The organism is Mycolicibacterium sp. HS_4_1, from assembly GCF_054515875.1.
Genome location: NZ_CM137261.1, coordinates 1,876,364 through 1,898,904, shown reverse-complemented (window position 1 = coordinate 1,898,904; position 22,541 = coordinate 1,876,364). Strand labels below are relative to the sequence as shown.

Below are 22,541 nucleotides of genomic sequence, written 5' to 3'. Positions count from 1 at the left end.
AGGGCTCACCTCAACCGGTCAAGTACTAGCTCCCATTTGCTCATTTCGGTACTAATTCGACGGGGTCGTGGTGCGCTGTGAATTGCTCAATCGGAACCGGACGCCATCACACGGGAGGCACGAGATGACCAGCGTCGAAGAACCCGAAAGTCACAGTCGCGTCGAGTCACCAACGGTGGCCGAGTCTGCCGGGCTTGAGAGCGTCACCGCAGCATTCTCTGAAGGACCATTCGCCGGACTTCTAGCGTTCAGTGACGTCGTCGCTGCTCAAGATCCTCTGCTCGGCGATGTCTGGACCAGTGTCGCTCGGTTGGGTCGAGCTGTCCTGGACCGATACCTGCCCGAGTGGATCCGCGAGGTAGCCGAACTCTTCGACATGTCACCAGGGCACATCGACCAACTCGTATCCGGGGAGCGAGTAAACGAGCAACCGTTCACCGCCGAGTCTTTTGCTGAAGATGTCATTGGCTCGATTATCGATCTGACGGACGAACACGGGCGCGAGCTTCTGGCTGACGAAGGTCGCGCATTGGTGGCCGCTGAATCGCCCCGAGTTTGATGCACACCTTCTTTCGAGGGAAGGTTGTCCGCATCATGCCGAAGAAGTACGACGAGGAGTTCAAGGCCCGGGCGGTGCGGCTGGTCACTGACCATGCCGAGGAGTACGAAACCCGCACGGCCTGCATCACCGCGGTCGCCAAGCGGTTGGGGGTGTCCTACGAATCGCTGCGCCGGTGGGTCAACCAGGCCGAGGTCGATACCGGGGTCCGCGATGGTGTCCCGTCCGATACCGCACGGGAGTTGCGGGAACTCAAACGTAAGAACCGTGAGCTTGAGGAAACCATCGAAATCCTCAAGGCGGCAACAAGTTTCTTCGCGCGGGAGAGCGACCCGCGACACCGCTGATTTGCGGGTTCATCGCCGAGCATCGCGCTCGGTTCGGGGTCGCTCCGATCTGCCGCGTGCTGTCCGAGCATGGCTGCCAGATCGCCCCGAGAACCTTCTACGCCTGGCTGGCCCGACCGCCGTCGGCGCGGGCCTTGTGGGACACCGTCATCACCGAGGTGTTGGCCGGCTACTACGAACCTGACGAGGCGGGCCGACGCAAGCCCGAGTCGTTGTATGGCGCGGTGAAGATGTGGGCGCACCTACAGCGCCAGGGCATCCCGGTGGCCCGCTGCACCGTCGAGCGCCTGATGAAGGCCAACGGCTGGCAGGGTGTGCGCCGGCGCAAGAAGGTCCGCACCACCATCGCCGATCCGGCGGCCGACCGCGCTCCGGATCTGGTGGACCGCCAATTCCGGGTGCCGGCCCCTAACATGCTGCTGGTGGCCGACTTCACTTATGTCCGGCTGGCCGGCGGGGTGTTCGTCTACACCGCGTTCGCCATCGACGCCTACGCCGGACGGATCGTTGGCTGGACCTGCTCAGCGAGCAAGGAAGACCGGTTCGTACGCCGGGCGATCCAGCACGCCGCCGAGCTACGGCGCCGTGAGGGTAACCCATTGACGGGCAATACAATTCACCATTCAGATGCGGGGTCGCAGTACACCTCGGTGCGGTTCGGGGAGACCTTGTCGCTATCGGGATTGGTGCCGTCGATCGGAACGGTCGGGGACGCCTTCGACAACGCCCTGGCCGAGACCACCATCGGCTTGTACAAGACCGAGGCCGTCCGCGACGACTCACCGCTGCGGCGTGGCCCCCTGCACCGCCTGACCGACGTCGAACTGCTCACCGCCGACTGGGTGCACTGGTACAACACCCATCGGCTCATGCACCGACTGGGCCGCATCCCACCGATCGAGTACGAGCAGATCTACTACGCTACGAAGACAGCCCAATCCGAGGCTGCACACCCATAACCAGGTGTGCACCAAACTCGGGGCGATTCAGGTATCTCAGACAGTCTGTATTCGAACACATGTTTGTATAATCACTCATGGGTACGACATTGATGATGTAAGAGCGTTGATGATGTAAAAGCGTCACCGCGCGCAGGTCGTGACTCCGGGTACGACTGACACCCTGCTGGGTTGTCCATCAATTGATCTGTCCGGCCTGCGTGGTGCGCGTCTTGTTCACGCCGGACAGGACGGACATGACTTAATCAGGAGCCTGGACCGTTCCTCATCAATGTCTTGTCTGCCCGTCCTGGCCGGTGTGCCCACCGAACGCTGGTCAGAAGGGACACCATCATCTTGACAGAATCTGTGCTTATCGTCGCCGGCGCGGACACCCACGCCGACACCATCCACGTCGCCGCGATCACCATGACTGGTGCCGCTGTTGATGATCGGGAGTTCCCGACCACGCGTGCCGGATACGCCGCAGCCATCAAGTTCCTGATCTCGCTGAGCCAGGTGGAGCGGATCGGGGTGGAAGGCACCGCAAGCTACGGCGCCGGATTCACCCGGGCGCTGACCGCCGCTGGCATCGAGGTCGTCGAGGTGACCCGGGCGGTCAAATCCACCCGCCGCCTCAAAGGCAAGTCCGATCCGCTCGATGCCTACAGCGCCGCGCGGACCGCACTGGCCGGCGACGGGTTGGCCAGCCCCAAAGACCAGGCGACCGCCGGGCTGCGCGCCTTGCACATCGCACGCCGCTCGGCCATCAAGCACCGCACCGCAGTGATCAACCAGATCAAAGCCCTGTTGGTATCGGCGCCGGATGAGGTGCGTGAAAAGTACCGTGGCTTAACAACATTGAAGATGATCGAGGCGATCGCCCGCTGCCGTCCCGACACCTTGACCGAGCCGTGGGCGCAGTCGACGCTCACCGCGGCCAAGATGCTCGCCCAACGGGTGCAGTTCCTCGAAACCCAAGCCGAAGCCCTCCAGAACCAGATCGACGCGATCGTCACCGCGGCCAATCCCGGGTTGCGGGCGGCCTACGGTGTCGGTGCGGACACCGCGGCCCAACTGCTCATCACTGCCGGGGCCAACCCGCACCGACTGCACAGCGAGGCCGCATTCACCGCCCTGTGCGGCGCCGCACCAGTGCCCGCATCCTCAGGTAAAACCAACCGGCACCGCCTGTCTCGCGGCGGGGACCGCGCTGCCAACCACGCGTTGCATCGCATCGCCCTGGTACGGATGTCCCACCACCAGCCGACCAAGGACTACGTCCAACGACAGACCGCGAAAGGGCACAGCAAAAAGGAGATCCTGCGCAAGCTCAAACGCGCGATCGCGCGGGAAATGTTCAAGCTGCTGACCCGCCAGATCGACGTGCCCGAGTACACCGACCTGCGCCCGGCACGGCAGGCCAAAAACATCTGTCAGCGGCGCTTGAAAACTGACCCCCGCGCGGCAACCGAATTTTGACCCCCTGGTCCGGTGACCTGGCTTTACCCGAGCCAGGAGGATCAGAAGGGAATGTTGTCAGTGGAAGATTGGGCAGAGATTCGGCGGTTGCACCGGGCAGAGAAGATGCCGATCAAGGTGATCGCCCGAATGTTGGGGATATCGAAGAACACCGTCAAGTCCGCGTTGGCGCAGGACGTGCCACCGAAATATGAACGACCACAACGTGGTTCGATTGTTGACGAGGTTGAGCCGCGGATTCGTGAGTTGCTGGCGGCGTATCCGACGATGCCGGCGACGGTGATCGCCGAGCGGATTGGGTGGAGCCGGTCGATCCGGACGTTATCGGCGCGGGTGGCCGAGTTGCGGCCGGTGTATCTGCCGCCGGACCCGGCCTCCCGCACGGCCTATGCCGCTGGGGAGATCGCCCAGTGCGACCTGTGGTTTCCGCCGGTGACGGTACCGGTCGGGTTCGGTCAGGTCCGCAAACCGGCGTTGTTGCCGGTGCTGACGATGATCTGCGCCTACTCGCGCTGGCTGTCAGCGATCCTGATTCCCAGTCGCCGCAGCGAGGATCTGTTCGCCGGGTGGTGGCAGCTGATCGCGGGCCTGGGCGCGGTGCCGCGGGCACTGGTCTGGGACGGTGAAGGAGCGATCGGGCGCTGGCGGGCCGGACGCGTCGAATTGACCACCGAGTGCCAGGCATTCCGCGGGGTGCTGGCCGCCAAGGTGATCGTCTGCCGGCCCGCTGACCCGGAAGCCAAAGGGCTCATCGAGCGGTCTCACGACTACCTGGAGCGCTCGTTTCTGCCCGGGCGCACGTTCGCGTCACCGGCGGATTTCAACACCCAACTGGCCGACTGGTTGGCCCTGGTAAACACCCGGCCGCGCCGCGCGCTGGGCTGCACCCCGACCGATCGGATCGCCGCCGATCGGTCCGCGATGCTGGCGCTGCCACCAGTCTCCCCTGCGACGGGGTGGTGCGCCTCGCTGCGCTTGCCGCGCGATCACTATGTGCGGCTGGACGGCAACGACTACTCGGTGCATCCCAGTGCGGTCGGACGACGGGTGCTGGTGCGCGCGGATCTGGATCGGGTCCACGCATTCTGCGACGGGGACCTGGTCGCCGATCATGACCGGATCTGGGCAACGCATCAGACCCTGTCGGACCCGACCCACGTTGAGGCGGCGAAAGTACTACGGCGCAGGCGAATAACAGCCAAGCACACCACGGTCGAACCGGAGGTCGTGACCCGATCACTGACCGACTACGACACCGCGTTCGGTGTGGACCTCGATGGCGGAGTGGCCTGATGGCGACCGCGAAAACCATCCCGACTGGCCGGGATGTCTCCGCTGAAATCGCCTATCTCACAAGGGCATTGAAAGCACCCACGCTGCGCGAGGCCACCGGGCGGCTCGCCGAACGAGCCCGCGCAGAGAACTGGAGCCACGAGGAATACCTGGCCGCCTGCCTGCAACGTGAAGTGTCCGCCCGCGAAGCCCACGGCGGGGAAGGACGTATCCGAGCAGCCCGGTTCCCATCACGAAAATCATTGGAGGAATTCGACTTCGACCACGCGCGCGGACTCAAACGCGACACCATCGCGCACCTGGGCACCCTGGATTTCGTCACCGCCCGCGACAACGTCGTATTCCTCGGACCACCCGGCACCGGCAAAACCCATCTGGCGACCGGACTGGCGATCCGCGCCTGCCAAGCCGGTCACCGGGTCCTGTTCGCCACCGCCGCCGAATGGGTCGCCCGACTGGCCGAAGCCCACCAGGGCGGGCGCATCCAGCACGAACTGACCCGGCTGGGCCGCTACCCACTGCTCGTCGTCGACGAAGTCGGCTACATCCCGTTCGAACCCGAAGCCGCCAACCTGTTCTTCCAACTGGTGTCCAGCCGCTACGAACGCGCCAGCCTGATCGTCACCTCCAACAAGGCCTTTGGCCGCTGGGGCGAAGTCTTCGGCGACGACGTCGTCGCCGCGGCCATGATCGACCGCCTCGTGCACCACGCCGAAGTCATCACCCTCAAAGGAGACAGCTACCGACTCAAAAACCGCGACCTCGGCCGCACACCTACCGCGGCCACCACCACCGAGGAATAATCACCAACCACCACCCAGGGGGTCAACTTTCACCTGCCACCAGGGGGTCAAATTTCAGATGCCGTCGACAACATCACCGTCACTGCCGCAGCCAACCACTTCGGGGTCTGGCCCACCGTCATCTCCCGCATCGAACGCGGACTACAACGCGACGACACCTTCTCAGAGCAGTACAGAAACTGGCTACACGCCGCTTGACACAAATAGGAGCATCAACGACTACGTCGGCATCTTTGGGCGCCGCCCAGCTCTTATGTGTGATGAACCCTCCGTTGATCCACAGGGTGACGTCGCTAAACTCCTGGTCGACAACTTTCGCGTACAACCGCAGCGCCTCGTAGATCAACTCCCGCTCGTCCTTGAATGGTGCCTGCTCAACGAATAGCTCGTAGATCTCATCGAAAGTCGCTAGATGCCTTCCTGGCGGAAGCGTCGCGTGCGGCCCTGTAGGTGCCGGTATGGCCAAGATTCCCCCGTCGTGTGCCACCAAGACTGCAAGTCTCGGGGCATCGTATGGGCGCGAACGGCACCTCGCGGTCACTTCCACGACACGGCTCCGTCACAAGGGGCAACGAATATCTGATCGACGTGACTTCACCACACGCGATACTTCAGGCCGCGTTCGCGCTAGCACACCGGACTAGCAGTCGAAACCTATTGGCACACTCTTGACGCAACGGGGTTTCAGAATCTGCAAATAGGGCAACTTGCAACCGGCTGAACTGGGAAAGTCTTGGTGGGCGCGGACGGTATCGAACCGCCGACCGCTGGTGTGTAAAACCAGAGCTCTACCACTGAGCTACGCGCCCCGCCTCGGGCACGCTACACGCCGATGGCAGGTCAGGGAAAATCAGTCGATGGCATCCAGGGCGTCGATCCAAACCGACTGGTCCCGCGCCTCGCCCGGTGACGAGCACTCGGCGAACCGCACCACGCCGTCCCCATCGACCAGGAATGTCCCCCGGTCGGGATACCCGGCATCGGTGTTGAAAACCCCGTAGAGCTGGGATACCGCGCCGTGCGGCCAGAAGTCCGAGAGGATCGGGAACTCGAAGCCCGATTCCCGGGCCCACACCTTGTGGGTGGCCGGCGGGCCGACGGAGATGGTCAACGTCTCCACCGACGAATTGTGATAGCGGTCCAGATGTTCCTGAATCTCACCCAGCTCCCCCGCACACACCGGGGTGAACGCCAGCGGGAAGAAGACCAGCAACACGGACTTCCCGCGCAACGCCGACAGCGTCACCGCCCGGCCGTGCTGGTCTTTCAGGGTGAAGTCCGGTGCGACCGACCCGACAGGAATCATGACGCGGCTCGCGAATGCAACTGGGCGGCGACAAACGTGGCGTTTTTCCGCCGTGCAGTTGCACTCGACGTGAGCGCACCGCACGAACCAAGGATTTGTCGCGCGGAGGCGGGCTCTTCGGCCAAACCGCCCAACCGCGCCACTCGAGCGCCGACCACTAGTGCCGGCCCGCGGCCTTCGACTTGGGCTGCACCAGGCGGCTGGCAATCCAGTCCCCGAGGTTGGCCGACGAGGTGACCACCAGCCCGGCGGTGGGCGCCGACTCGGCGATCTCGGCAGGCTGGACGTGGCCACCCTTGCCGGTCTTCGGAGTGATCACCCAGATCACGCCGTCGTCGGCCAGCGGGGTGATGGCGTCCATCAAGCGGTCCACCAGGTCGCCGTCGTCATCGCGCCACCACAGCAGCACGACGTCCACGACTTCGTCGGAATCCTCGTCGAGAAGCTCTCCGCCGCACGCATCTTCGATGTCAGCGCGGATGTCGTCGTCGGTGTCCTCGTCCCAGCCCAACTCCTGGACGATCTGATTTTTATGAATGCCCATTCGCTGGGCGTAGTTCGGCGCGTCCGCCGGGGCCACCGGTGTCCTCCTCTAACCTGCCTGTTTGCAGTCCGTGTGTGTGGAACCCAATAGTCGCACGCGGCGACGATTCATTCGACGCAAGACACATCTTTGATCGACAAGATCGGCACGTGTCTTACGAGCATGCCGTCTCAGTGGCCGACTTGGCCGTATTGAACGAGTCGACCGCCGCATTAAAGTCAGAGGTCGACGCATTGGTGCTGATCGCCGTGGCCAGCGTCTGAGCCGCCGCAGCCCAGCCGGCCAGCGCCGCCTTGAGGGCGGGCGACTGTACGGTGGCCGCGCTCTTTGTCACCGAGTCGGCCGCGCGGTGCAGTGCGTCGATGGCGGCCTGCTGCTTGGCGGCGTCGGTACCGCCGGCGTTCTCGGCGTCGACGTAGGCGTTCACCGCCTCCATCGACGGCTTGCCGGTGTCGACGAACACCTTGCAGGCAGCTTCGGTCGCCGCCACCGAGGCGCTCGACGAACTCGAACTGGCCGAAGCGGCCGCCGACAGCGACACCGACGTGCGGTACGCCGCTGCACCGGGCTGGTCGACCGTGGAACTGCCTTCGACGGACTTACTGCAGCCGACGATCACCATGGCGCAGACCGCCACGCCCCCGAACGCCAAAGCGGCTGCGCGAAGCCGCGAGACACCTGCCGCGCTGGTCATCATCAGCTGACCGTACAGGGTGAATAGGTCAATCAGGGCCATCCGAACGCGTACTCGCCGGTAGCCCACCCCAACGCCTAATCTGCGCAACGATGGGGGGACGATGGGTAGTGCCAAAAGCATCCCCAAAATCGAATACCAAGGAGTGGCAGTTGACCACTGAGTTCGTGCGCCAAGACCTGGCTCAAAACTCCAGTACCTCAGCCGAACCCGACCGGGTCCGGGTGATCCGTGATGGCGTCGCGTCGTACCTACCCGACATCGACCCAGACGAGACCGCCGAATGGCTGGAATCGTTCGACGACCTGTTGAGTCGGTCGGGGCCCGCGCGTGCCCGCTACCTGATGCTCCGGCTGCTGGAGCGCTCGCGCGAGATGCGCGTGTCCATTCCCGCGCTGACGTCCACCGACTACGTCAACACCATCCCCACCGATCTGGAGCCGTGGTTCCCCGGTGACGAAGAGGTCGAGCGCCGCTTCCGCCGCTGGATCCGCTGGAACGCCGCGATCATGGTGCACCGCGCGCAGCGGCCGGGAGTCGGTGTGGGCGGCCATATTTCGACGTACGCGTCGTCGGCGTCGCTGTACGAGGTCGGCTTCAACCACTTCTTCCGCGGCAAGAACCACGCCGGCGGCGGCGACCAGATCTTCATTCAGGGCCACGCCTCCCCCGGCATCTACGCCCGCGCCTTCCTCGAGGGCCGAATCGACGAACACCGCTTGGACGGTTTCCGGCAGGAGCACTCGCACGCCGGACTGGGCGGCGGCCTGCCGTCGTACCCGCACCCGCGCCTGATGCCTGATTTCTGGGAATTCCCCACGGTGTCAATGGGTTTGGGCCCGATGAACGCCATCTACCAGGCGCGCTTCAACCATTATCTGCATGACCGCGGCCTCAAGGACACCAGCGACCAGCATGTGTGGGCGTTCCTCGGCGACGGCGAGATGGACGAGCCCGAGAGCCGTGGCCTGATCCAGGTCGCCGCCAACGAGGCGCTGGACAACCTGACGTTCGTCGTCAACTGCAACCTGCAGCGTCTGGACGGCCCGGTCCGCGGCAACGGCAAGATCATCCAGGAGCTGGAGTCGTTCTTCCGCGGCGCCGGCTGGAACGTCATCAAGGTGGTGTGGGGCCGCGAATGGGACGCCCTGCTGCACGCCGACAAGGACGGCGCGCTGGTCAACCTGATGAACGTCACGCCCGATGGTGACTACCAGACCTACAAGGCCAACGATGGCGCGTACGTGCGCGACCACTTCTTCGGCCGCGACCCGCGCACCAAGGCCCTGGTCGAGTCGATGACCGACCAGGAGATCTGGAACCTCAAGCGCGGCGGCCACGACTACCGCAAGTTGTATGCCGCCTACCGCGCGGCCATGGAGCACAAGGGCCAGCCGACGGTGATCCTGGCCAAGACCATCAAGGGCTACACCCTGGGCAGCCACTTCGAGGGCCGCAACGCCACGCACCAGATGAAGAAGCTGGCGCTCGACGACCTCAAGAAATTCCGCGACGCCACGCGGGTGCCGATCACCGACGCCCAGCTGGAAGAGAACCCGTACCTGCCGCCGTACTACCACCCGGGTTCCGAGTCACCGGAAATCCGGTACATGCTGGACCGGCGCCGGTCGCTCGGCGGTTTCCTGCCGGAGCGGCGCACCAAGGCCAAGCCGCTGCCGCTGCCGGGCCGCGAGGTCTACAAGTCGCTCAAGAAGGGTTCGGGCAACCAGGCTGTAGCCACCACCATGGCTACGGTCCGTACCTTCAAAGAACTGTTGCGGGACAAGAACATCGGGCCGCGCATCGTGCCGATCATCCCCGACGAGGCCCGCACGTTCGGGATGGACTCGTGGTTCCCCAGCCTGAAGATCTACAACCGAAACGGCCAGCTGTACACCGCCGTGGACGCCGATTTGATGTTGGCGTACAAGGAAAGTGAAATCGGCCAGATCCTGCACGAGGGCATCAATGAGGCGGGGTCGACGGCGTCGTTCACCGCGGTGTCGACGTCGTATGCCACGCATGACCTGCCGATGATCCCGATTTACATCTTCTATTCGATGTTCGGGTTCCAGCGCACCGGCGACGGGTTCTGGGCGGCGGCCGACCAGATGGGGCGCGGCTTCGTGCTGGGCGCCACGGCCGGGCGCACGACGCTCACCGGCGAGGGCCTACAACACGCGGACGGCCATTCACTGCTGCTGGCTTCGACCAACCCCGCGGTGGTGGCGTACGACCCGGCGTTCGCCTACGAGATCGCGTACATCATCGAGAACGGCCTCGAGCGTATGTACGGCGAGAACTCGGAGAACGTCTACTTCTACATCACCATCTACAACGAGCCGTATGCCCAGCCGGCCGAGCCCGAGAACTTCGATCCCGAGGGCGTTTTGCGCGGCATGTACCGCTACCGCGCCGCGACGGACAAGCGCTCGAGCACGGCGCAGATCCTGGCCTCGGGTGTCGCAATGCCCGAGGCGCTGCGGGCCGCGGACATGCTGTCCGCGGACTGGGACGTGGCCGCCGACGTATGGTCGGTTACCAGCTGGGGCGAGCTGAACCGCGATGGCGTGGCCATCGACCGGCACGCGCTGCGGCACCCCGACCAGCAGGCCGGCGTGCCGTACGTGACCGCCAAGCTCGCGAACACCGCAGGCCCCGTCGTCGCGGTGTCGGACTGGATGCGCGCGGTGCCCGAGCAGATCCGTCCCTGGGTGCCGAACACCTACGTGACGCTGGGCACCGACGGGTTCGGCTTCTCCGACACCCGCCCGGCGGCCCGTCGCTACTTCAATACCGACGCCGAGTCGGTGGTGGTGGCGGTGCTGGAGGCGCTGGCTCGGGACGGCGAGATCGACCCGTCGGTGGCCATCGCGGCGGCCAAGCAGTACCGGATCGACGACGTCTCGGCGGCCGAGGTCTCATTCGCGGACACCGGCAGCGCGTAGGCATACATGCGCCGACATGACGGTTTCTGACGAAAATTGCCCGATACACGTCAGAAACCGTCATCTCGGCGTAGCCAGTTGGCAGAAATCTCCAGAATTCAGGCGTAGCTTTTAGAAGTGCCCGACAATACGCCCGGCAAGCGGTTCGTCCCGCCCAAGTCCACCCTCGAGGTGCTGGAGAACGTGCCGGACACCGTGCTGCGCCGCCTCAAGCAGTACTCCGGCACGTTGGCCACCCAAGCGGTGCACGCACTGGAGGAGCGCCTGCCGTTCTTCGCCGAGCTCGAAGCGTCCCAGCGGGCCAGCGTCCACCTGGTGGTGCAGACCGCCGTCGTCAACTTCGTCGAGTGGATGCGTGACCCGAACAGCGACGTCAGCTACACCGCAGAAGCCTTCGAAGTGGTGCCCCAGGACCTCCGACGCCGGATTGCGCTGCGGCAATCGGTGGAGATGGTGCGGACCACGATGGAGTTCTTCGAGGAAGTCGTGCCGCTCCTGGCCCGCACCGAAGAGCAGCTGACCGCACTGACCGCCGGCATCCTGCGATACAGCCGCGATCTGGCCTTCGCGGCGGCCAGCGCCTATGCCGACCAGGCCGAGGCCCGCGGCGCCTGGGATACCCGAATGGAAGCCAACGTCGTCGACGCCGTGGTGCGCGGCGACGTCGGCACCAGCCTGCAGTCGCAGGCCGCGGCGCTGAACTGGGACGCGACCGCCCCCGCGACCGTCGTCGTGGGGTATCCCCAGCCCGACCGCGCCGACCTGGCCGGCGAGGACGTGCACGACGTCGCCAGCCGGCACGGCCGCGTCGCGCTGTCCGACGTGCACGGCACCTGGCTGGTGGCCATCGTGTCCGGCCCCATCGCGCCCACCGACCGATTCCTGGGCGAGTTGATGGCCGTGTTCGCCGACGGCCCGGTGGTGATCGGGCCGATGGCCGCGACGCTGGCGGCCGCCCACTACAGCGCCACCGAAGCAATCGCGGGAATGAATGCGGTGGGCGGTTGGACCGGCGCGCCACGCCCCGTCCCCGCCCGCGAGCTACTGCCCGAACGCGCGCTGCTCGGCGACCGCTCGGCCGTTGCCGCGCTGGAGCTAGAGGTCGTCCGGCCGCTGGCAGACGCGGGTCCGGCGCTTTCTGAGACGCTCGACGCCTACCTCGATGCCGGCGGCGCCATAGAAGCGTGCGCCCGCAAATTGTTCGTTCATCCAAACACCGTCCGCTACCGACTCCGCCGCATCGCCGACTTCACCGGCCGCGATCCGATGGTGCCCAGGGATGCGTATGTGCTTCGCGTGGCCTCGACGGTCGGTCGATTGCACCGTCAGGCGCCTCAAGCCAACTCGCAAACCGCCTGATCAGGGCCTACAGAAGCGGCCTACCCAGCAGTAACTAACGCGACCGCAGAGTGATCCACGTCGCAGCGAGGTCTCGGCAACGTTGCATAACGTGCGTTTTTGTAGACATTCCACAAAACTTTAAGACGAGGTTCATAATCTCTTACACGGCATAAAACCCGCTTCACAGTGTTTTCTTAATCCGTGCCCCAAACACCTGTGCTTGCGCTGCTTGCCCCCGGGCAGGGATCTCAGACGCCCGGCATGCTCACCCCTTGGTTGGAGCTGCCCGGCGCTGCTGACCGGCTGGCCACCTGGTCCGAGATCAGCGGCCTCGATCTGGCCCAGCTCGGCACCACCGCGACCGCCGAGGAGATCACCGACACCGCGGTGACCCAGCCGCTGGTCGTCGCGGCCACGCTGCTCGCGCACGAAGAACTGACCAAGCGCGGCCTGTTGGCCGGCGCCACCACGATCGTCGCGGGCCACTCCGTCGGCGAGATCGCCGCCTACGCCATCGCCGGCGTCATCTCCGCCGACGAGGCCATCAAGCTCGCCGCCACCCGCGGCGCCGAGATGGCCAAGGCCTGCGCCACCGAGCCCACCGGCATGGCCGCCGTGCTCGGTGGCGACGAGGCCGAGGTACTGGCCCGTCTCGAAGCGCTGGAACTCGTCCCGGCCAACCGCAACGCAGCGGGCCAGATCGTCGCCGCCGGTGCCGTCGCGGCGCTGGAGAAGCTGGCCGAGGATCCGCCAGCCAAGGCCCGCGTTCGCGTGCTGGCCACCGCCGGTGCCTTCCACACGCACTACATGGGCTCGGCGCAGGAGCCGTACGCGGCTGCCGCGGCAACCGTGACCCCCAGCGAGCCGACCACCACCCTGCTGTCCAACGCCGACGGCCAGCCGGTCGCCGACGCCGCGGACGCCATGGCCAAGCTGGTCGCCCAGATGACCCGCCCGGTGCGCTGGGACCTGTGCTCGGAAACGATGCGGAAGCGCTTCAGTGCCGCGCAGGAAGGTCAGGCGATCACCGGCATCATCGAGTTCCCGCCGGCGGGCACCCTGGCCGGCATTGCCAAGCGCGAAGTCAAGGGCGTGCCGACGCATCCCATCAAGACCCCCGCAGACCTGGACGCACTCACCGAGTTCTGACAGAGCTGTTTGCCGAAACAACCAACCCGGCGCACCAAATCCGGTGTGCCGACACAACAAAAAGAAGGAGCCATCGTGGCTGCCAGTCAAGAAGAAATCATCGCCGGCCTCGCCGAGATCATCGAAGAGGTCACCGGTATCGAGCCGTCTGAGGTCACCCCGGAGAAGTCCTTCGTCGACGACCTGGACATCGATTCGCTGTCGATGGTTGAGATCGCCGTCCAGACCGAGGACAAGTACGGCGTGAAGATCCCGGACGAGGACCTGGCCGGCCTGCGCACCGTTGGCGACGTCGTCGCCTACATCCAGAAGCTCGAGGAAGAGAACCCCGAGGCTGCTGCCGCACTGCGCGATAAGTTCACGAAGTGACCAGGCCTTCCACGGCTAACGGAGGCTTCCCGAACGTCGTGGTGACCGCCGTGGAGGCAACCACGGCGCTCGCTGCTGATATCGAGAGCACGTGGAAGGGCCTCCTGGCAGGCGAGAGCGGTATCCGCGAACTCACCGACGACTTCGTCACCAAGTGGGACCTTCCGGTGCGTATCGGTGGTCACCTGGTCGACGACATCGAAAGCGAGTTGACTCGCGTCGAGCTGCGCCGCAACTCGTACGTGCAGCGCCTGTCTCTGGTGCTGGCCCGACGGTTGTGGCAGAACGCCGGCGCGCCGGAGGTCGATCCCGATCGATTCGCCGTCGTGATCGGCACCGGTCTCGGCGGTGGCGAGAAGATCGTCGAGACCTACGACGCCATGAACGAGGGCGGCATCCGCAAGGTCAGCCCGCTCGCCGTTCAGATGATCATGCCCAACGGTGCGGCCGCGGTCGCCGGCTTGGAGCTGGGTGCCCGTGCCGGGGTCATCACCCCGGTGTCGGCGTGCTCGTCGGGTTCTGAGGCCATCGCCCACGGCTGGCGTCAGATCGTCATGGGTGACGCGGACTTCGCCGTCGTCGGCGGCGTCGAGGGCACCATCGAAGCGCTGCCGATCGCGGCGTTCTCGATGATGCGCGCGATGTCGACCCGCAACGACGATCCGGCCGCCGCGTCGCGGCCGTTCGACAAGGACCGCGACGGATTCGTGTTCGGTGAAGCCGGCGCGATGATGATCATTGAGACCGAAGAGCACGCCCTGGCCCGCGGCGCCAAGCCGATCGCCCGGTTGCTCGGCGCTGGTATCACCTCGGACGCGTTCCACATGGTGGCTCCGGCGGACAACGGCCTGCGGGCCGGTGCCGCGATGAAGCGGGCGTTGGAGACCGCGGGACTGTCCCCCAAGGACATCTCGCACATCAACGCCCACGGCACGGCCACCCCGATCGGCGACACCGCCGAGGCCAATGCCATCCGGGTTGCCGGATGTCAGGACGCCGCGGTGTACGCGCCGAAGTCTGCGCTGGGTCACTCGATCGGTGCGGTCGGTGCGCTGGAGTCGGTGTTGACGGTCCTCGCGTTGCGCGACGGGGTCATCCCCCCGACGCTGAACTACGAGACACCGGACTCCGAGATTGATCTCGATGTGGTTGCGGGCGAGCCGCGGTATGGCGACTACAAGTACGCCATCAACAACTCGTTCGGGTTCGGTGGACACAATGTCGCCCTGGCCTTTGGGCGCTATTAAGTCGAAGGGACATTGGAGCAGTAATGGCAGGGGTAACCACACGAGGGTTGTCTACGGGGAATGGTCTCCCCAACGTGGTCGTCACGGGCATAGCCATGACGACTGCGCTGGCAACCGACGCTGAAACCACGTGGCAGAAGCTCCTTGACGGAGAGAGTGGGATTCGTCTCCTCGATGACCCGTTCATCGAGGAGTACGACCTTCCCGTCCGCATCGGTGGGCATCTGCACGAGGATTTCGAAAGTGAACTGACGCGCGTCGAGCTGCGTCGGCTGTCATATCTGCAAAAAATGTCGACGGTCATCGGCCGGCGAGTCTGGGAAAACGCAGGCTCGCCGGACGTTGATCCGCGTCGGCTCATGGTGTCGATCGGCACCGGTATCGGTTCCGCCGAAGAGCTGGTGTTCGCCTACGACGCCATGCGTGAACGGGGCCTACGAGCGGTGTCGCCGCTGGTGGTGCAGATGTTCATGCCCAATGGGGCGGCGGCCGCCGTCGGGTTGGATCGCAAGGCCAAGGCCGGGGTGACCACCCTGATCTCCGCCTGCGCGTCCGGTTCGGAAGCCATCGCCAATGCCTGGCGCCAGCTGGTGCTGGGCGAGGCGGACGTCGCCATCTGTGGTGGCGTCGAAACAAAGATCGAGGCAGTGCCGATCGCCGGGTTCGCCCAGATGCGCATCGTGCTGTCCAATACCAACGACAACCCGGCCGGTGCCTGCCGCCCGTTCGACCGCGACCGCAACGGCTTCGTGTTCGGTGAAGGCGGCGCCATGCTGGTGCTGGAGACCGAGGAACACGCGAAGGCCCGCGGCGCCAACATCCTGGCCCGCCTCATGGGTGCCAGCGTGACTTCGGACGGCTACCACATCGTGGCCCCGGACCCCAACGGTGAACAGGCCGGCTACGCCATGACCCGGGCCATAGAACTGGCAGGGCTCGTTCCTTCTGACATCGACCACGTCAACGCACACGCGACGGGCACCAGCGTCGGTGACGTCGCCGAGGGCGTGGCCATCAACAACGCCATGAAGGGCCACCGGCCCGCGGTGTACGCCCCCAAGTCGGCGCTGGGCCACTCGGTGGGCGCGGTCGGTGCGGTGGAATCCATTCTCACCGTGCTCGCACTGCGCGACGGCGTCATCCCGCCCACACTGAACCTGGAAAACCTGGACCCGGAGATCGATCTGGACGTGGTCTCCAAGGCTCCGCGACAGGGCGAATACAAGTACGCAATCAACAACTCGTTCGGGTTCGGCGGTCACAACGTCGCGCTCGCCTTCGGCCGGTACTGAGCAACCCCGGAAAATCCAGCGCAGTCCTCGGGATGCGAGATCAAGGAGATTAGAAAATGACGACCCTGGCACCTGAGGCGACGGCCGCCGAATCACTTGATCCTCGCGACCCGCTGCTGCGCCTGCAGACCTTCTTCGACCCGGGCAGCGTGAAGCCGCTGCACGAGCGCGACAAGTCGGGCGTCCTGGCCGCCTCCGGCACCGTCAACGGTGTGCACACCATCGCGTTCGCCACGGACGGCACCGTCATGGGTGGCGCCATGGGCGTCGACGGCTGCGCGCACATCGTCCGTGCCTACGACACCGCCATCGACGAGCAGGCCCCCATCGTGGGTATCTGGCACTCCGGTGGCGCCCGGCTGGCAGAGGGCGTGCGCGCGCTGCACGCCGTGGGGCTGGTCTTCGAGGCCATGATCCGGGCCTCGGGCTACATCCCCCAGATCTCGCTGGTCGTCGGCTTCGCCGCCGGTGGTGCCGCCTACGGCCCGGCGCTGACCGATGTCATCGTCATGGCCCCCGAGGGTCGCGTCTTCGTCACCGGCCCCGACGTGGTCCGCAGCGTCACCGGTGAGGACGTCGACATGGTCTCGCTCGGTGGCCCCGAAACCCACCACAAGAAGTCGGGCGTGTGCCATATCGTCGCCGACGACGAGCTGGACGCCTACGAGCGCGGCCGTCGCCTGGTCGGCCTCTTCTGCCAGCAGGGTCATTTCGACCGCACCAAGGCCGAGGCCGGCGACACCGACATCCGTGCCCTCATGCCCGAGTCGGCACGACGTGCCTACGACGTGCACCCGATCGTCGAGGCCCTGCTCGACGAGGGCGTGCCCTTCGAAGAGTTCCAGTCCAAGTGGGCGCCGTCCATCGTGGTCGGCCTGGGGCGCCTCGCCGGTCGCTCCGTCGGCGTCATCGCCAACAACCCGCTGCGCCTGGGCGGCTGCCTGAACTCCGAAAGCGCCGAGAAGGCAGCACGTTTCGTGCGCCTGTGCGACGCCTTCGGCATCCCGCTGGTTGTCCTGGTGGACGTGCCCGGCTACCTGCCCGGTGTGGACCAGGAGTGGGGCGGCGTGGTGCGTCGCGGCGCCAAGCTGCTGCACGCGTTCGGTGAGGCCGAGGTCCCCCGCGTCACCCTGGTGACCCGCAAGATCTACGGCGGCGCCTACATCGCGATGAACTCGCGGTCGCTCGGTGCGTCGAAGGTCTTCGCCTGGCCGGACGCCGAGGTCGCCGTCATGGGCGCCAAGGCTGCCGTCGGCATCCTCCACAAGCGCAAGCTGGCCGCTGTCGAAGATGCCGCGGAACGCGAAGCCCTCCATGAGGAACTCGCCCTCGAACACGAGCGCATCGCCGGTGGCGTCGACTCGGCCATCGAGATCGGCGTGGTCGACGAGAAGATCGACCCGGCCCACACCCGGTCGAAGATCACGCAGGCCCTCGCCGAGGCCCCGGCCCGCCGTGGTCGCCACAAGAACATCGCGCTGTAATTGATAGCGGCCGAATGGCCAGTTATCGCACGCATTCTTCGGGATTTCGTGCGATAACTGGCCATTCGCCGTTTGTGGGCGATGAATTCTGTCGACGATGGAAGTCTGTACAACCATGACGCAACTGGTGAAAGTACAGAACTTCTGTGTGTCGGCCGACGGCTTCGGCGCGGGGACCGGCCAGAGTTTCGAGCGGCCCTTCGGCCATGCCGACCCGGCGACCCTCGTCGGCTCCTGGGCCGGTGCCACCGCCAGTTGGCCCACTCGCACCGACGCTGGTGGTAGCCGCGGTCTCGATGACTACCTGGTGCGGGACTTCTCCAACAACATCGGCGCAGAGATCATGGGCTCCAACAAGTTCAGCCCCTACCGCGGCCCGGCCAGGCTCGACTGGCAGGGCTGGTGGGGCGACGAACCACCATTCCACACCCCGGTCTTCGTGATGACGCACCACCTACGGCCGTCATTCACACTGTCGGACACCACGTTCCATTTCGTCGACGCCGCACCGGCCGAGGTGCTGGAGCAAGCCCGGGAAGCCGCGCAGGGCAAGGATGTTCGCATCGGTGGCGGCGCGCAGACCGTGCGGGAGTTCCTCGACGCCGACCTCATCGACACCCTGCACGTCGCGGTGTCCCCCAGCGTGACGCTCGGCGCGGGCTCACGACTCTGGGAGTCCCCCGACGAGCTGCTCGACCGGTACCACTGCGACGTGGTGCCGAGCCCCAGCGGCGTCATCCACCACCTCTTCTGGCGCCGCTGAGCCGTCGGGCCTACCGCGTGGTGTAGCCACCGTTGGCGAAGATGGTCTGGCCGCTCACCCAATGCCCCTCGTCGGCGAGGAACACCACCAGCGGGGCAATGTCCTCGATGCGGGTCAGTCGGTTCCCCATGGCCTGCGATTTGTGGAACGCCACCCGCTCGGGGGTTTCCTGGCCGTAGAAGAACGGGGTGTCCATGGGTCCGGGTCCGACGTTGTTGACATTGATCCCGCGCGCCGCAAACTCCTTCGCCGCCGCGCGGGTGAAGTGCTCGACGGGGCTCTTCGCGCCGGCGTAGGTGCTGTACCCGTCGGTGAAGGCGGCCAGCAGTGCCGTCACGATGGTGATCACCGAGCCGCCGTCGTTCAGCCGCAGGCCGGCTTGCTGCAGGAAGAAGTACGCCGCCTTGGCGTTGATGTCGAACATCGAATCATATTCGGCCTCAGTGGTTTCCACGATCGGCTTGCGCAGCACCTTGCCAACGGTGTTGATGGCGATGTCCACGCCGCCGAAAGCTCCGACGGCCGCATCGAACAGCTTCTCCACGTTGCCCGGCACGGTGAGGTCGCCCTGGACCTTGATGGCCTTGGCACCGGACGACTCGATCGCGGCGATGGTCCGGTCGGCGTCGGCCTCGGTGGCCGCACTGTTGTAATGCACCGCGACGTTGACGCCCCGCGCGCCGAGTGTGGTGCTGATCAGGCCGCCCAGGTTCTTGGCTCCGGCGGCGACGACTGCTGACTTCCCCTCGAGATTGCTCATGCGGCCCACGCTAGCCACGACCAACCACAAATAGAAACGCAACTTTTCTACCTATTCACAAGCATCATTTGTGGATAAGGTGGACCTCGATGACCAGGCCATACCCCGACCTGCGCCGGCTGCAGCACTTCCTGGCAGCCGCCGACGCCGGCGGATTCACCCGCGCCGCGGATCAGCTGCATCTCAGCCAGCAGGCCCTGAGCAGTTCCATCCGCCAGCTCGAAAAGGAGCTGGGTGCAACGCTTTTCGATCGCGACGGCCGACGCGTCACGCTGACACCAGCCGGCCGACAGCTACACAGCGATGCGCGCACCCTCCTTGCCGCCGCCCGCACCGTCGCCGACCACGTGCAGCGGGCAGCCAGCGCGGCGCGGGAGAACTACGTAGTCGGGCACACCCCCGCACTCAGCGGCATCGAGGCGTACGCACTACTTGAGCCGGTGATCGACGCCTTCGACGACGTCTCCTTCACCTTCCGTCAGATGTTTCCCGATCAGCTGTCCCCCGCGCTGATCGACGGATCGATCCAGCTTGCGCTGCGCCGCGGCGTCGCACCGGATCGGGATCTCGCGACCGCGGTGCTGGGCTATCACCCGGTCCGCGTGGCGGTGCTCAGCACACACCCTCTGGCGCGGCGCGACACCGTCGACCTCACCGACCTGACTCACGAACGGATCGCACTCTGGGCGCCACCGGGCGCGTCGTACTACAGCGATCTCCTACTCGGCACCTGCCGAAGAGCCGGCTTCGAGCCGGACTATGTGGTGAGCCGCGTGCAGGGCGCGGCCACGGTAGCGGCCCCGCTGACGACGGGCGCCGTCGCATTCGTGACGCATCCGGTCGGACCGGTGATGGACGGCCGGGTGACAGTCGTCGACCTACAACCACCGCTGTTGGTACCGGTACAGGCCATGTGGCAGCGCCACACCAGCTCGCCGATCCGGGATCTCTTGCTGACACAGCCGCATTGAACGAGTGCGGCACACGGCAGTCAGCTCGTCACAGCACCAAGTGCCAGCAGGCTCCGCGCGCCGGCGTCAGTCGGCCACGAATTCCGCAGCCACGGCAGCGACGCGCTCGCGGTCGGCGGCGACCAACCCGATCCGGGTGCGACGATCCAGGATGTCGTCGGCGGTGAGCGCACCTTCGCGCGTGACGGCGTATTCGAATTCGGCTCGCGTGACGTCGATTCCGTCGGCCACAGGCTCAGTCGGGCGGGAACACGTGGCGACGGCGAACACGTTCGACGCCTCCGCGCCGTAGCGCGCCACCAACGACTCCGGCAGCGCCGCAACACGATCGACCGATACGGGGTTCTCCGGAGCACCGACCAGCGGCAGGTTCCTGGTGCGGCACTGTCCTGCGCCGAGCCCGCGCAGCGCCACCGCCCGGTCCAGTACATCTTCGGCCATGTACCGGTATTCGGTGAGCTTGCCGCCGACGACGCTGAGCACGCCGTTGCCCGATTCGACGACCGCGTGATCGCGGGAGACGTCGGCGGTACTGCCTTCGCCGGTGTCGATCAGCGGCCGCAGACCGGCATACGAACCCAACACGTCATCCGGCCCCAGGCTGGTGGCCAACGCGGTGTTGACGGTGTCCAGCAGGAATTTGACCTCCGCCGGAGTCGGTTGCGGCACATCAGGAATGGGGCCGGGCGCGTCCTCGTCGGTAAGGCCGAGGTATACCCGGCCGAGCTGTTCGGGCATGGCGAAGATGAACCGGTTGAGCGCGCCGGGGATCGGAACCGTCAGAGCCGCAGTCGGGTTCCCGAATGCCTTGGCGTCGAATACGAGGTGGGTGCCGCGACTGGGCCGCAGCTTGATCGCGCCGTCGAGCTCGCCGGCCCACACACCGGCGGCGTTGATCACCGCACGAGCCGTCAGGTCGAAGGACTCCCCGTTGAGCTGGTCGGTCAGCCGAACCGAGGTGCCGGTGGCGTCGGACGCGGCCACGCGAGTCAGAATGCGGGCGCCGTGCTGGGCGGCGGTCCGCGCCACCGCCGTGACCAGACGGGCATCATCGATGAGCTGACCGTCGTAAGCGAGCAACGCACCGTCGAGTCCGTCACGACGGACGGCGGGCACCAATTCGGCAGCGCGAGCGGCGCTGACACGCCCCGACCGCGGCAGGACCGACGCCGAGGTACCGGCCAGTCGGCGCAGGCCGTCGCCCGCGATGAAACCAGTGCGCACTAAAGCCCTTGAGGCCCGGTTCATCTCGGGTAGCAGCGGCACCAGCTGCGGCATGGCGTGCACGAGGTGCGGGGCATTACGGCTCATCAGGATGCCGCGTTCGATGGCACTGCGCCGGGCGATACCGACGTTGCCGGTGGCCAGGTAGCGCAGCCCGCCGTGCACGAGTTTCGAACTCCACCGGCTCGTCCCGAAAGCCAGGTCGTGCTTCTCCACGAGCACCGTCGACAGTCCGCGGCAGGCAGCGTCCAAGGCGATGCCCACCCCGGTGATACCGCCGCCGATGACGACGACGTCGACCGTGCCTCCATCGGCCAAGGCCGTCAGTTCGGCCGCGCGACGGGCCGCGTTCAGAGCACTGCGGCGGGCCGCATCAGGGATGTTGCGGCGGGCCGCATCAGGGGTGTTCATGCCTTCAGGTATCCGTTCAGCGAGTGAGCGAGTTCGATGTCCAGTGCGGTGACATCGAGGACCGACGCAACCATCTGTGCGGACTGGATGGCCGACTGCACGATCAGCAGGCACATGGCCGCGAGTTGCCTGGGATCACCGGGGCGGACGCTGCCGTCGGCTTGCGCCGTTGCCAGCGCACCGGCGAGCACTTCCAGCAGAATCTGCTGGCTGGTACCCATCCGCTGGGCGATGTAGACCATCGCCAGCGCAGGTGCGCTGCTCAGCACGGACATGATGACCTCGTCGTCGCGCAGCCGCTCGGCCATGCCGACCATCCGCTTGACGATCGCCTCACGGTCGGTGCCGTCGACGGTGACTTCGCCCAGCACGTTGGTGATTCGTGTCGTCAGCAGTGCCGCGAGGATCGCCTGAGTGTCCGGCCAGCGCCGGTACACCGTCGGCCGGCTGACCCCGGCCCGGCGCGCGATCTCGGCCAACGTCACCCGATCGACCCCGAAGGCGATCACGCAGTCGGCCGCAGCGTCGATGATTCGGGCATCCATGGAATCCCGAGCTTCATCGTTACTGATTGACATCATATGTAATACTGTAACGCATGAGCGCGACACGTGAC

At 65.8% G+C, this 22,541-nt stretch carries 21 protein-coding genes and 1 tRNA gene; 14 read left to right on the top strand and 8 right to left on the bottom strand.

The window, feature by feature from the left end; genetic code table 11:
- The first annotated feature begins 124 nt into the window (after positions 1 to 124).
- The 5 genes from ACX12F_RS08995 (at position 125) to istB (ending at position 5,422) form a co-directional block, all read left to right on the top strand.
- Complete coding sequence (locus tag ACX12F_RS08995; RefSeq protein ID WP_459369245.1) at positions 125 to 559, top strand: hypothetical protein; 435 nt, start codon at positions 125 to 127, stop codon at positions 557 to 559.
- A gap of 35 nt (positions 560 to 594) precedes the next feature.
- Positions 595 to 1,865, top strand: a protein-coding gene (locus tag ACX12F_RS08990; protein ID WP_459367093.1) for an IS3 family transposase whose coding sequence is annotated in 2 segments (ribosomal slippage) — positions 595 to 868 and positions 868 to 1,865 — 1,272 coding nt in all. Because the reading frame shifts where the segments join, the coding sequence is not laid out codon by codon here.
- 336 nt (positions 1,866 to 2,201) lie between these two features.
- Complete coding sequence (locus ACX12F_RS08985; protein WP_459369244.1) at positions 2,202 to 3,326, top strand: IS110 family RNA-guided transposase; 1,125 nt, start codon at positions 2,202 to 2,204, stop codon at positions 3,324 to 3,326.
- Positions 3,327 to 3,377: 51 nt separating this feature from the next.
- The gene (gene istA, locus ACX12F_RS08980; protein ID WP_459366742.1) at positions 3,378 to 4,619 is read left to right on the top strand and encodes an IS21 family transposase; all 1,242 of its coding nucleotides are present in this window, start codon (positions 3,378 to 3,380) and stop codon (positions 4,617 to 4,619) included.
- Positions 4,619 to 5,422: an IS21-like element helper ATPase IstB gene (istB, locus tag ACX12F_RS08975; protein ID WP_459366741.1), complete on the top strand. Its 804-nt coding sequence runs from the start codon at positions 4,619 to 4,621 to the stop codon at positions 5,420 to 5,422. Before istA ends, istB begins: the two co-directional genes overlap by 1 nt.
- 118 nt (positions 5,423 to 5,540) lie before the next feature.
- Here the strand turns inward: istB and ACX12F_RS08970 are convergent, their stop codons facing one another.
- The 5 genes from ACX12F_RS08970 to ACX12F_RS08950 form a co-directional block, all read right to left on the bottom strand.
- Positions 5,541 to 5,909, bottom strand: coding sequence for a DUF6932 family protein (locus ACX12F_RS08970; protein ID WP_459370283.1), 369 nt, complete (start codon positions 5,907 to 5,909; stop codon positions 5,541 to 5,543).
- Positions 5,910 to 6,156: 247 nt separating this feature from the next.
- Positions 6,157 to 6,231: transfer RNA gene (locus tag ACX12F_RS08965), tRNA-Val, on the bottom strand.
- Positions 6,232 to 6,272: 41 nt separating this feature from the next.
- Positions 6,273 to 6,728: a peroxiredoxin gene (locus ACX12F_RS08960; protein ID WP_459369243.1), complete on the bottom strand. Its 456-nt coding sequence runs from the start codon at positions 6,726 to 6,728 to the stop codon at positions 6,273 to 6,275.
- Between the two features lie 157 nt (positions 6,729 to 6,885).
- On the bottom strand, positions 6,886 to 7,272 hold the full coding sequence (locus ACX12F_RS08955) for a DUF3052 domain-containing protein (RefSeq protein WP_459370282.1): 387 nt from the start codon (positions 7,270 to 7,272) through the stop codon (positions 6,886 to 6,888).
- A gap of 154 nt (positions 7,273 to 7,426) precedes the next feature.
- Entirely contained in the window at positions 7,427 to 8,008 is a 582-nt protein-coding gene (locus ACX12F_RS08950; protein ID WP_459369242.1) for an Rv2240c family protein, read from the bottom strand.
- 110 nt (positions 8,009 to 8,118) lie between these two features.
- Here ACX12F_RS08950 and aceE point away from each other — a divergent pair, with 110 nt between their 5' ends.
- From aceE to ACX12F_RS08910, 8 genes are all read left to right on the top strand, one after another.
- Positions 8,119 to 10,914 (top strand): pyruvate dehydrogenase (acetyl-transferring), homodimeric type, encoded by a 2,796-nt coding sequence (gene aceE, locus ACX12F_RS08945; protein ID WP_459369241.1) that lies wholly within the window; start codon positions 8,119 to 8,121, stop codon positions 10,912 to 10,914.
- A 117-nt stretch (positions 10,915 to 11,031) separates the two neighbouring features.
- Entirely contained in the window at positions 11,032 to 12,273 is a 1,242-nt protein-coding gene (locus tag ACX12F_RS08940) for a PucR family transcriptional regulator (protein ID WP_459369240.1), read from the top strand.
- 198 nt (positions 12,274 to 12,471) lie between these two features.
- Positions 12,472 to 13,404 carry an ACP S-malonyltransferase gene (locus ACX12F_RS08935; RefSeq protein ID WP_459370281.1) on the top strand — a complete coding sequence of 311 codons (933 nt, stop codon included), beginning with the start codon at positions 12,472 to 12,474 and terminating at the stop codon, positions 13,402 to 13,404.
- 75 nt (positions 13,405 to 13,479) lie between these two features.
- Positions 13,480 to 13,773, top strand: coding sequence for a meromycolate extension acyl carrier protein AcpM (acpM, locus tag ACX12F_RS08930; RefSeq protein ID WP_459369239.1), 294 nt, complete (start codon positions 13,480 to 13,482; stop codon positions 13,771 to 13,773).
- Positions 13,770 to 15,020: a 3-oxoacyl-ACP synthase KasA gene (gene kasA / locus ACX12F_RS08925; RefSeq protein ID WP_459369238.1), complete on the top strand. Its 1,251-nt coding sequence runs from the start codon at positions 13,770 to 13,772 to the stop codon at positions 15,018 to 15,020. Before acpM ends, kasA begins: the two co-directional genes overlap by 4 nt.
- A 23-nt stretch (positions 15,021 to 15,043) precedes the next feature.
- The gene (kasB, locus tag ACX12F_RS08920; RefSeq protein WP_459369237.1) at positions 15,044 to 16,312 is read left to right on the top strand and encodes a 3-oxoacyl-ACP synthase KasB; all 1,269 of its coding nucleotides are present in this window, start codon (positions 15,044 to 15,046) and stop codon (positions 16,310 to 16,312) included.
- Positions 16,313 to 16,368: 56 nt separating this feature from the next.
- Positions 16,369 to 17,796, top strand: coding sequence for an acyl-CoA carboxylase subunit beta (locus ACX12F_RS08915; protein WP_459369236.1), 1,428 nt, complete (start codon positions 16,369 to 16,371; stop codon positions 17,794 to 17,796).
- Positions 17,797 to 17,911: 115 nt separating this feature from the next.
- A complete protein-coding gene (locus ACX12F_RS08910) occupies positions 17,912 to 18,559 on the top strand; it encodes a dihydrofolate reductase family protein (protein WP_459369235.1) in 648 nt (215 codons plus the stop codon).
- 10 nt (positions 18,560 to 18,569) lie between these two features.
- On the opposite strand, the gene ACX12F_RS08905 is transcribed toward ACX12F_RS08910, so the two are convergent.
- A complete protein-coding gene (locus ACX12F_RS08905) occupies positions 18,570 to 19,319 on the bottom strand; it encodes an SDR family oxidoreductase (RefSeq protein WP_459369234.1) in 750 nt (249 codons plus the stop codon).
- Between the two features lie 89 nt (positions 19,320 to 19,408).
- Between ACX12F_RS08905 and ACX12F_RS08900 the strand changes: the two genes are divergently transcribed.
- Positions 19,409 to 20,290 (top strand): LysR family transcriptional regulator, encoded by an 882-nt coding sequence (locus tag ACX12F_RS08900; RefSeq protein WP_459369233.1) that lies wholly within the window; start codon positions 19,409 to 19,411, stop codon positions 20,288 to 20,290.
- A 66-nt stretch (positions 20,291 to 20,356) separates the two neighbouring features.
- Here the strand turns inward: ACX12F_RS08900 and ACX12F_RS08895 are convergent, their stop codons facing one another.
- Together ACX12F_RS08895 and ACX12F_RS08890 are read right to left on the bottom strand one after the other, a co-directional pair.
- Complete coding sequence (locus ACX12F_RS08895) at positions 20,357 to 21,925, bottom strand: glycerol-3-phosphate dehydrogenase/oxidase (protein WP_459369232.1); 1,569 nt, start codon at positions 21,923 to 21,925, stop codon at positions 20,357 to 20,359.
- Complete coding sequence (locus ACX12F_RS08890) at positions 21,922 to 22,506, bottom strand: TetR/AcrR family transcriptional regulator (RefSeq protein WP_459369231.1); 585 nt, start codon at positions 22,504 to 22,506, stop codon at positions 21,922 to 21,924. The genes ACX12F_RS08895 and ACX12F_RS08890 overlap by 4 nt, the downstream gene beginning before the upstream one ends.
- Positions 22,507 to 22,541: the final 35 nt, after the last annotated feature.

What these genes read in the sequence shown, in the direction of transcription:
- ACX12F_RS08995 (WP_459369245.1), top strand. Translation starts at nt 125, where the DNA reads ATGACCAGCGTCGAAGAACCCGAAAGTCACAGTCGCGTCGAGTCACCA.
- istA (WP_459366742.1), top strand. Translation starts at nt 3,378, where the DNA reads ATGTTGTCAGTGGAAGATTGGGCAGAGATTCGGCGGTTGCACCGGGCA.
- istB (WP_459366741.1), top strand. Translation starts at nt 4,619, where the DNA reads ATGGCGACCGCGAAAACCATCCCGACTGGCCGGGATGTCTCCGCTGAA.
- ACX12F_RS08960 (WP_459369243.1), bottom strand. Translation starts at nt 6,728, where the DNA reads ATGATTCCTGTCGGGTCGGTCGCACCGGACTTCACCCTGAAAGACCAG.
- ACX12F_RS08955 (WP_459370282.1), bottom strand. Translation starts at nt 7,272, where the DNA reads ATGGGCATTCATAAAAATCAGATCGTCCAGGAGTTGGGCTGGGACGAG.
- ACX12F_RS08950 (WP_459369242.1), bottom strand. Translation starts at nt 8,008, where the DNA reads ATGGCCCTGATTGACCTATTCACCCTGTACGGTCAGCTGATGATGACC.
- kasB (WP_459369237.1), top strand. Translation starts at nt 15,044, where the DNA reads ATGGCAGGGGTAACCACACGAGGGTTGTCTACGGGGAATGGTCTCCCC.
- ACX12F_RS08915 (WP_459369236.1), top strand. Translation starts at nt 16,369, where the DNA reads ATGACGACCCTGGCACCTGAGGCGACGGCCGCCGAATCACTTGATCCT.
- ACX12F_RS08910 (WP_459369235.1), top strand. Translation starts at nt 17,912, where the DNA reads ATGACGCAACTGGTGAAAGTACAGAACTTCTGTGTGTCGGCCGACGGC.
- ACX12F_RS08905 (WP_459369234.1), bottom strand. Translation starts at nt 19,319, where the DNA reads ATGAGCAATCTCGAGGGGAAGTCAGCAGTCGTCGCCGCCGGAGCCAAG.
- ACX12F_RS08900 (WP_459369233.1), top strand. Translation starts at nt 19,409, where the DNA reads ATGACCAGGCCATACCCCGACCTGCGCCGGCTGCAGCACTTCCTGGCA.
- ACX12F_RS08895 (WP_459369232.1), bottom strand. Translation starts at nt 21,925, where the DNA reads ATGAACACCCCTGATGCGGCCCGCCGCAACATCCCTGATGCGGCCCGC.
- ACX12F_RS08890 (WP_459369231.1), bottom strand. Translation starts at nt 22,506, where the DNA reads ATGATGTCAATCAGTAACGATGAAGCTCGGGATTCCATGGATGCCCGA.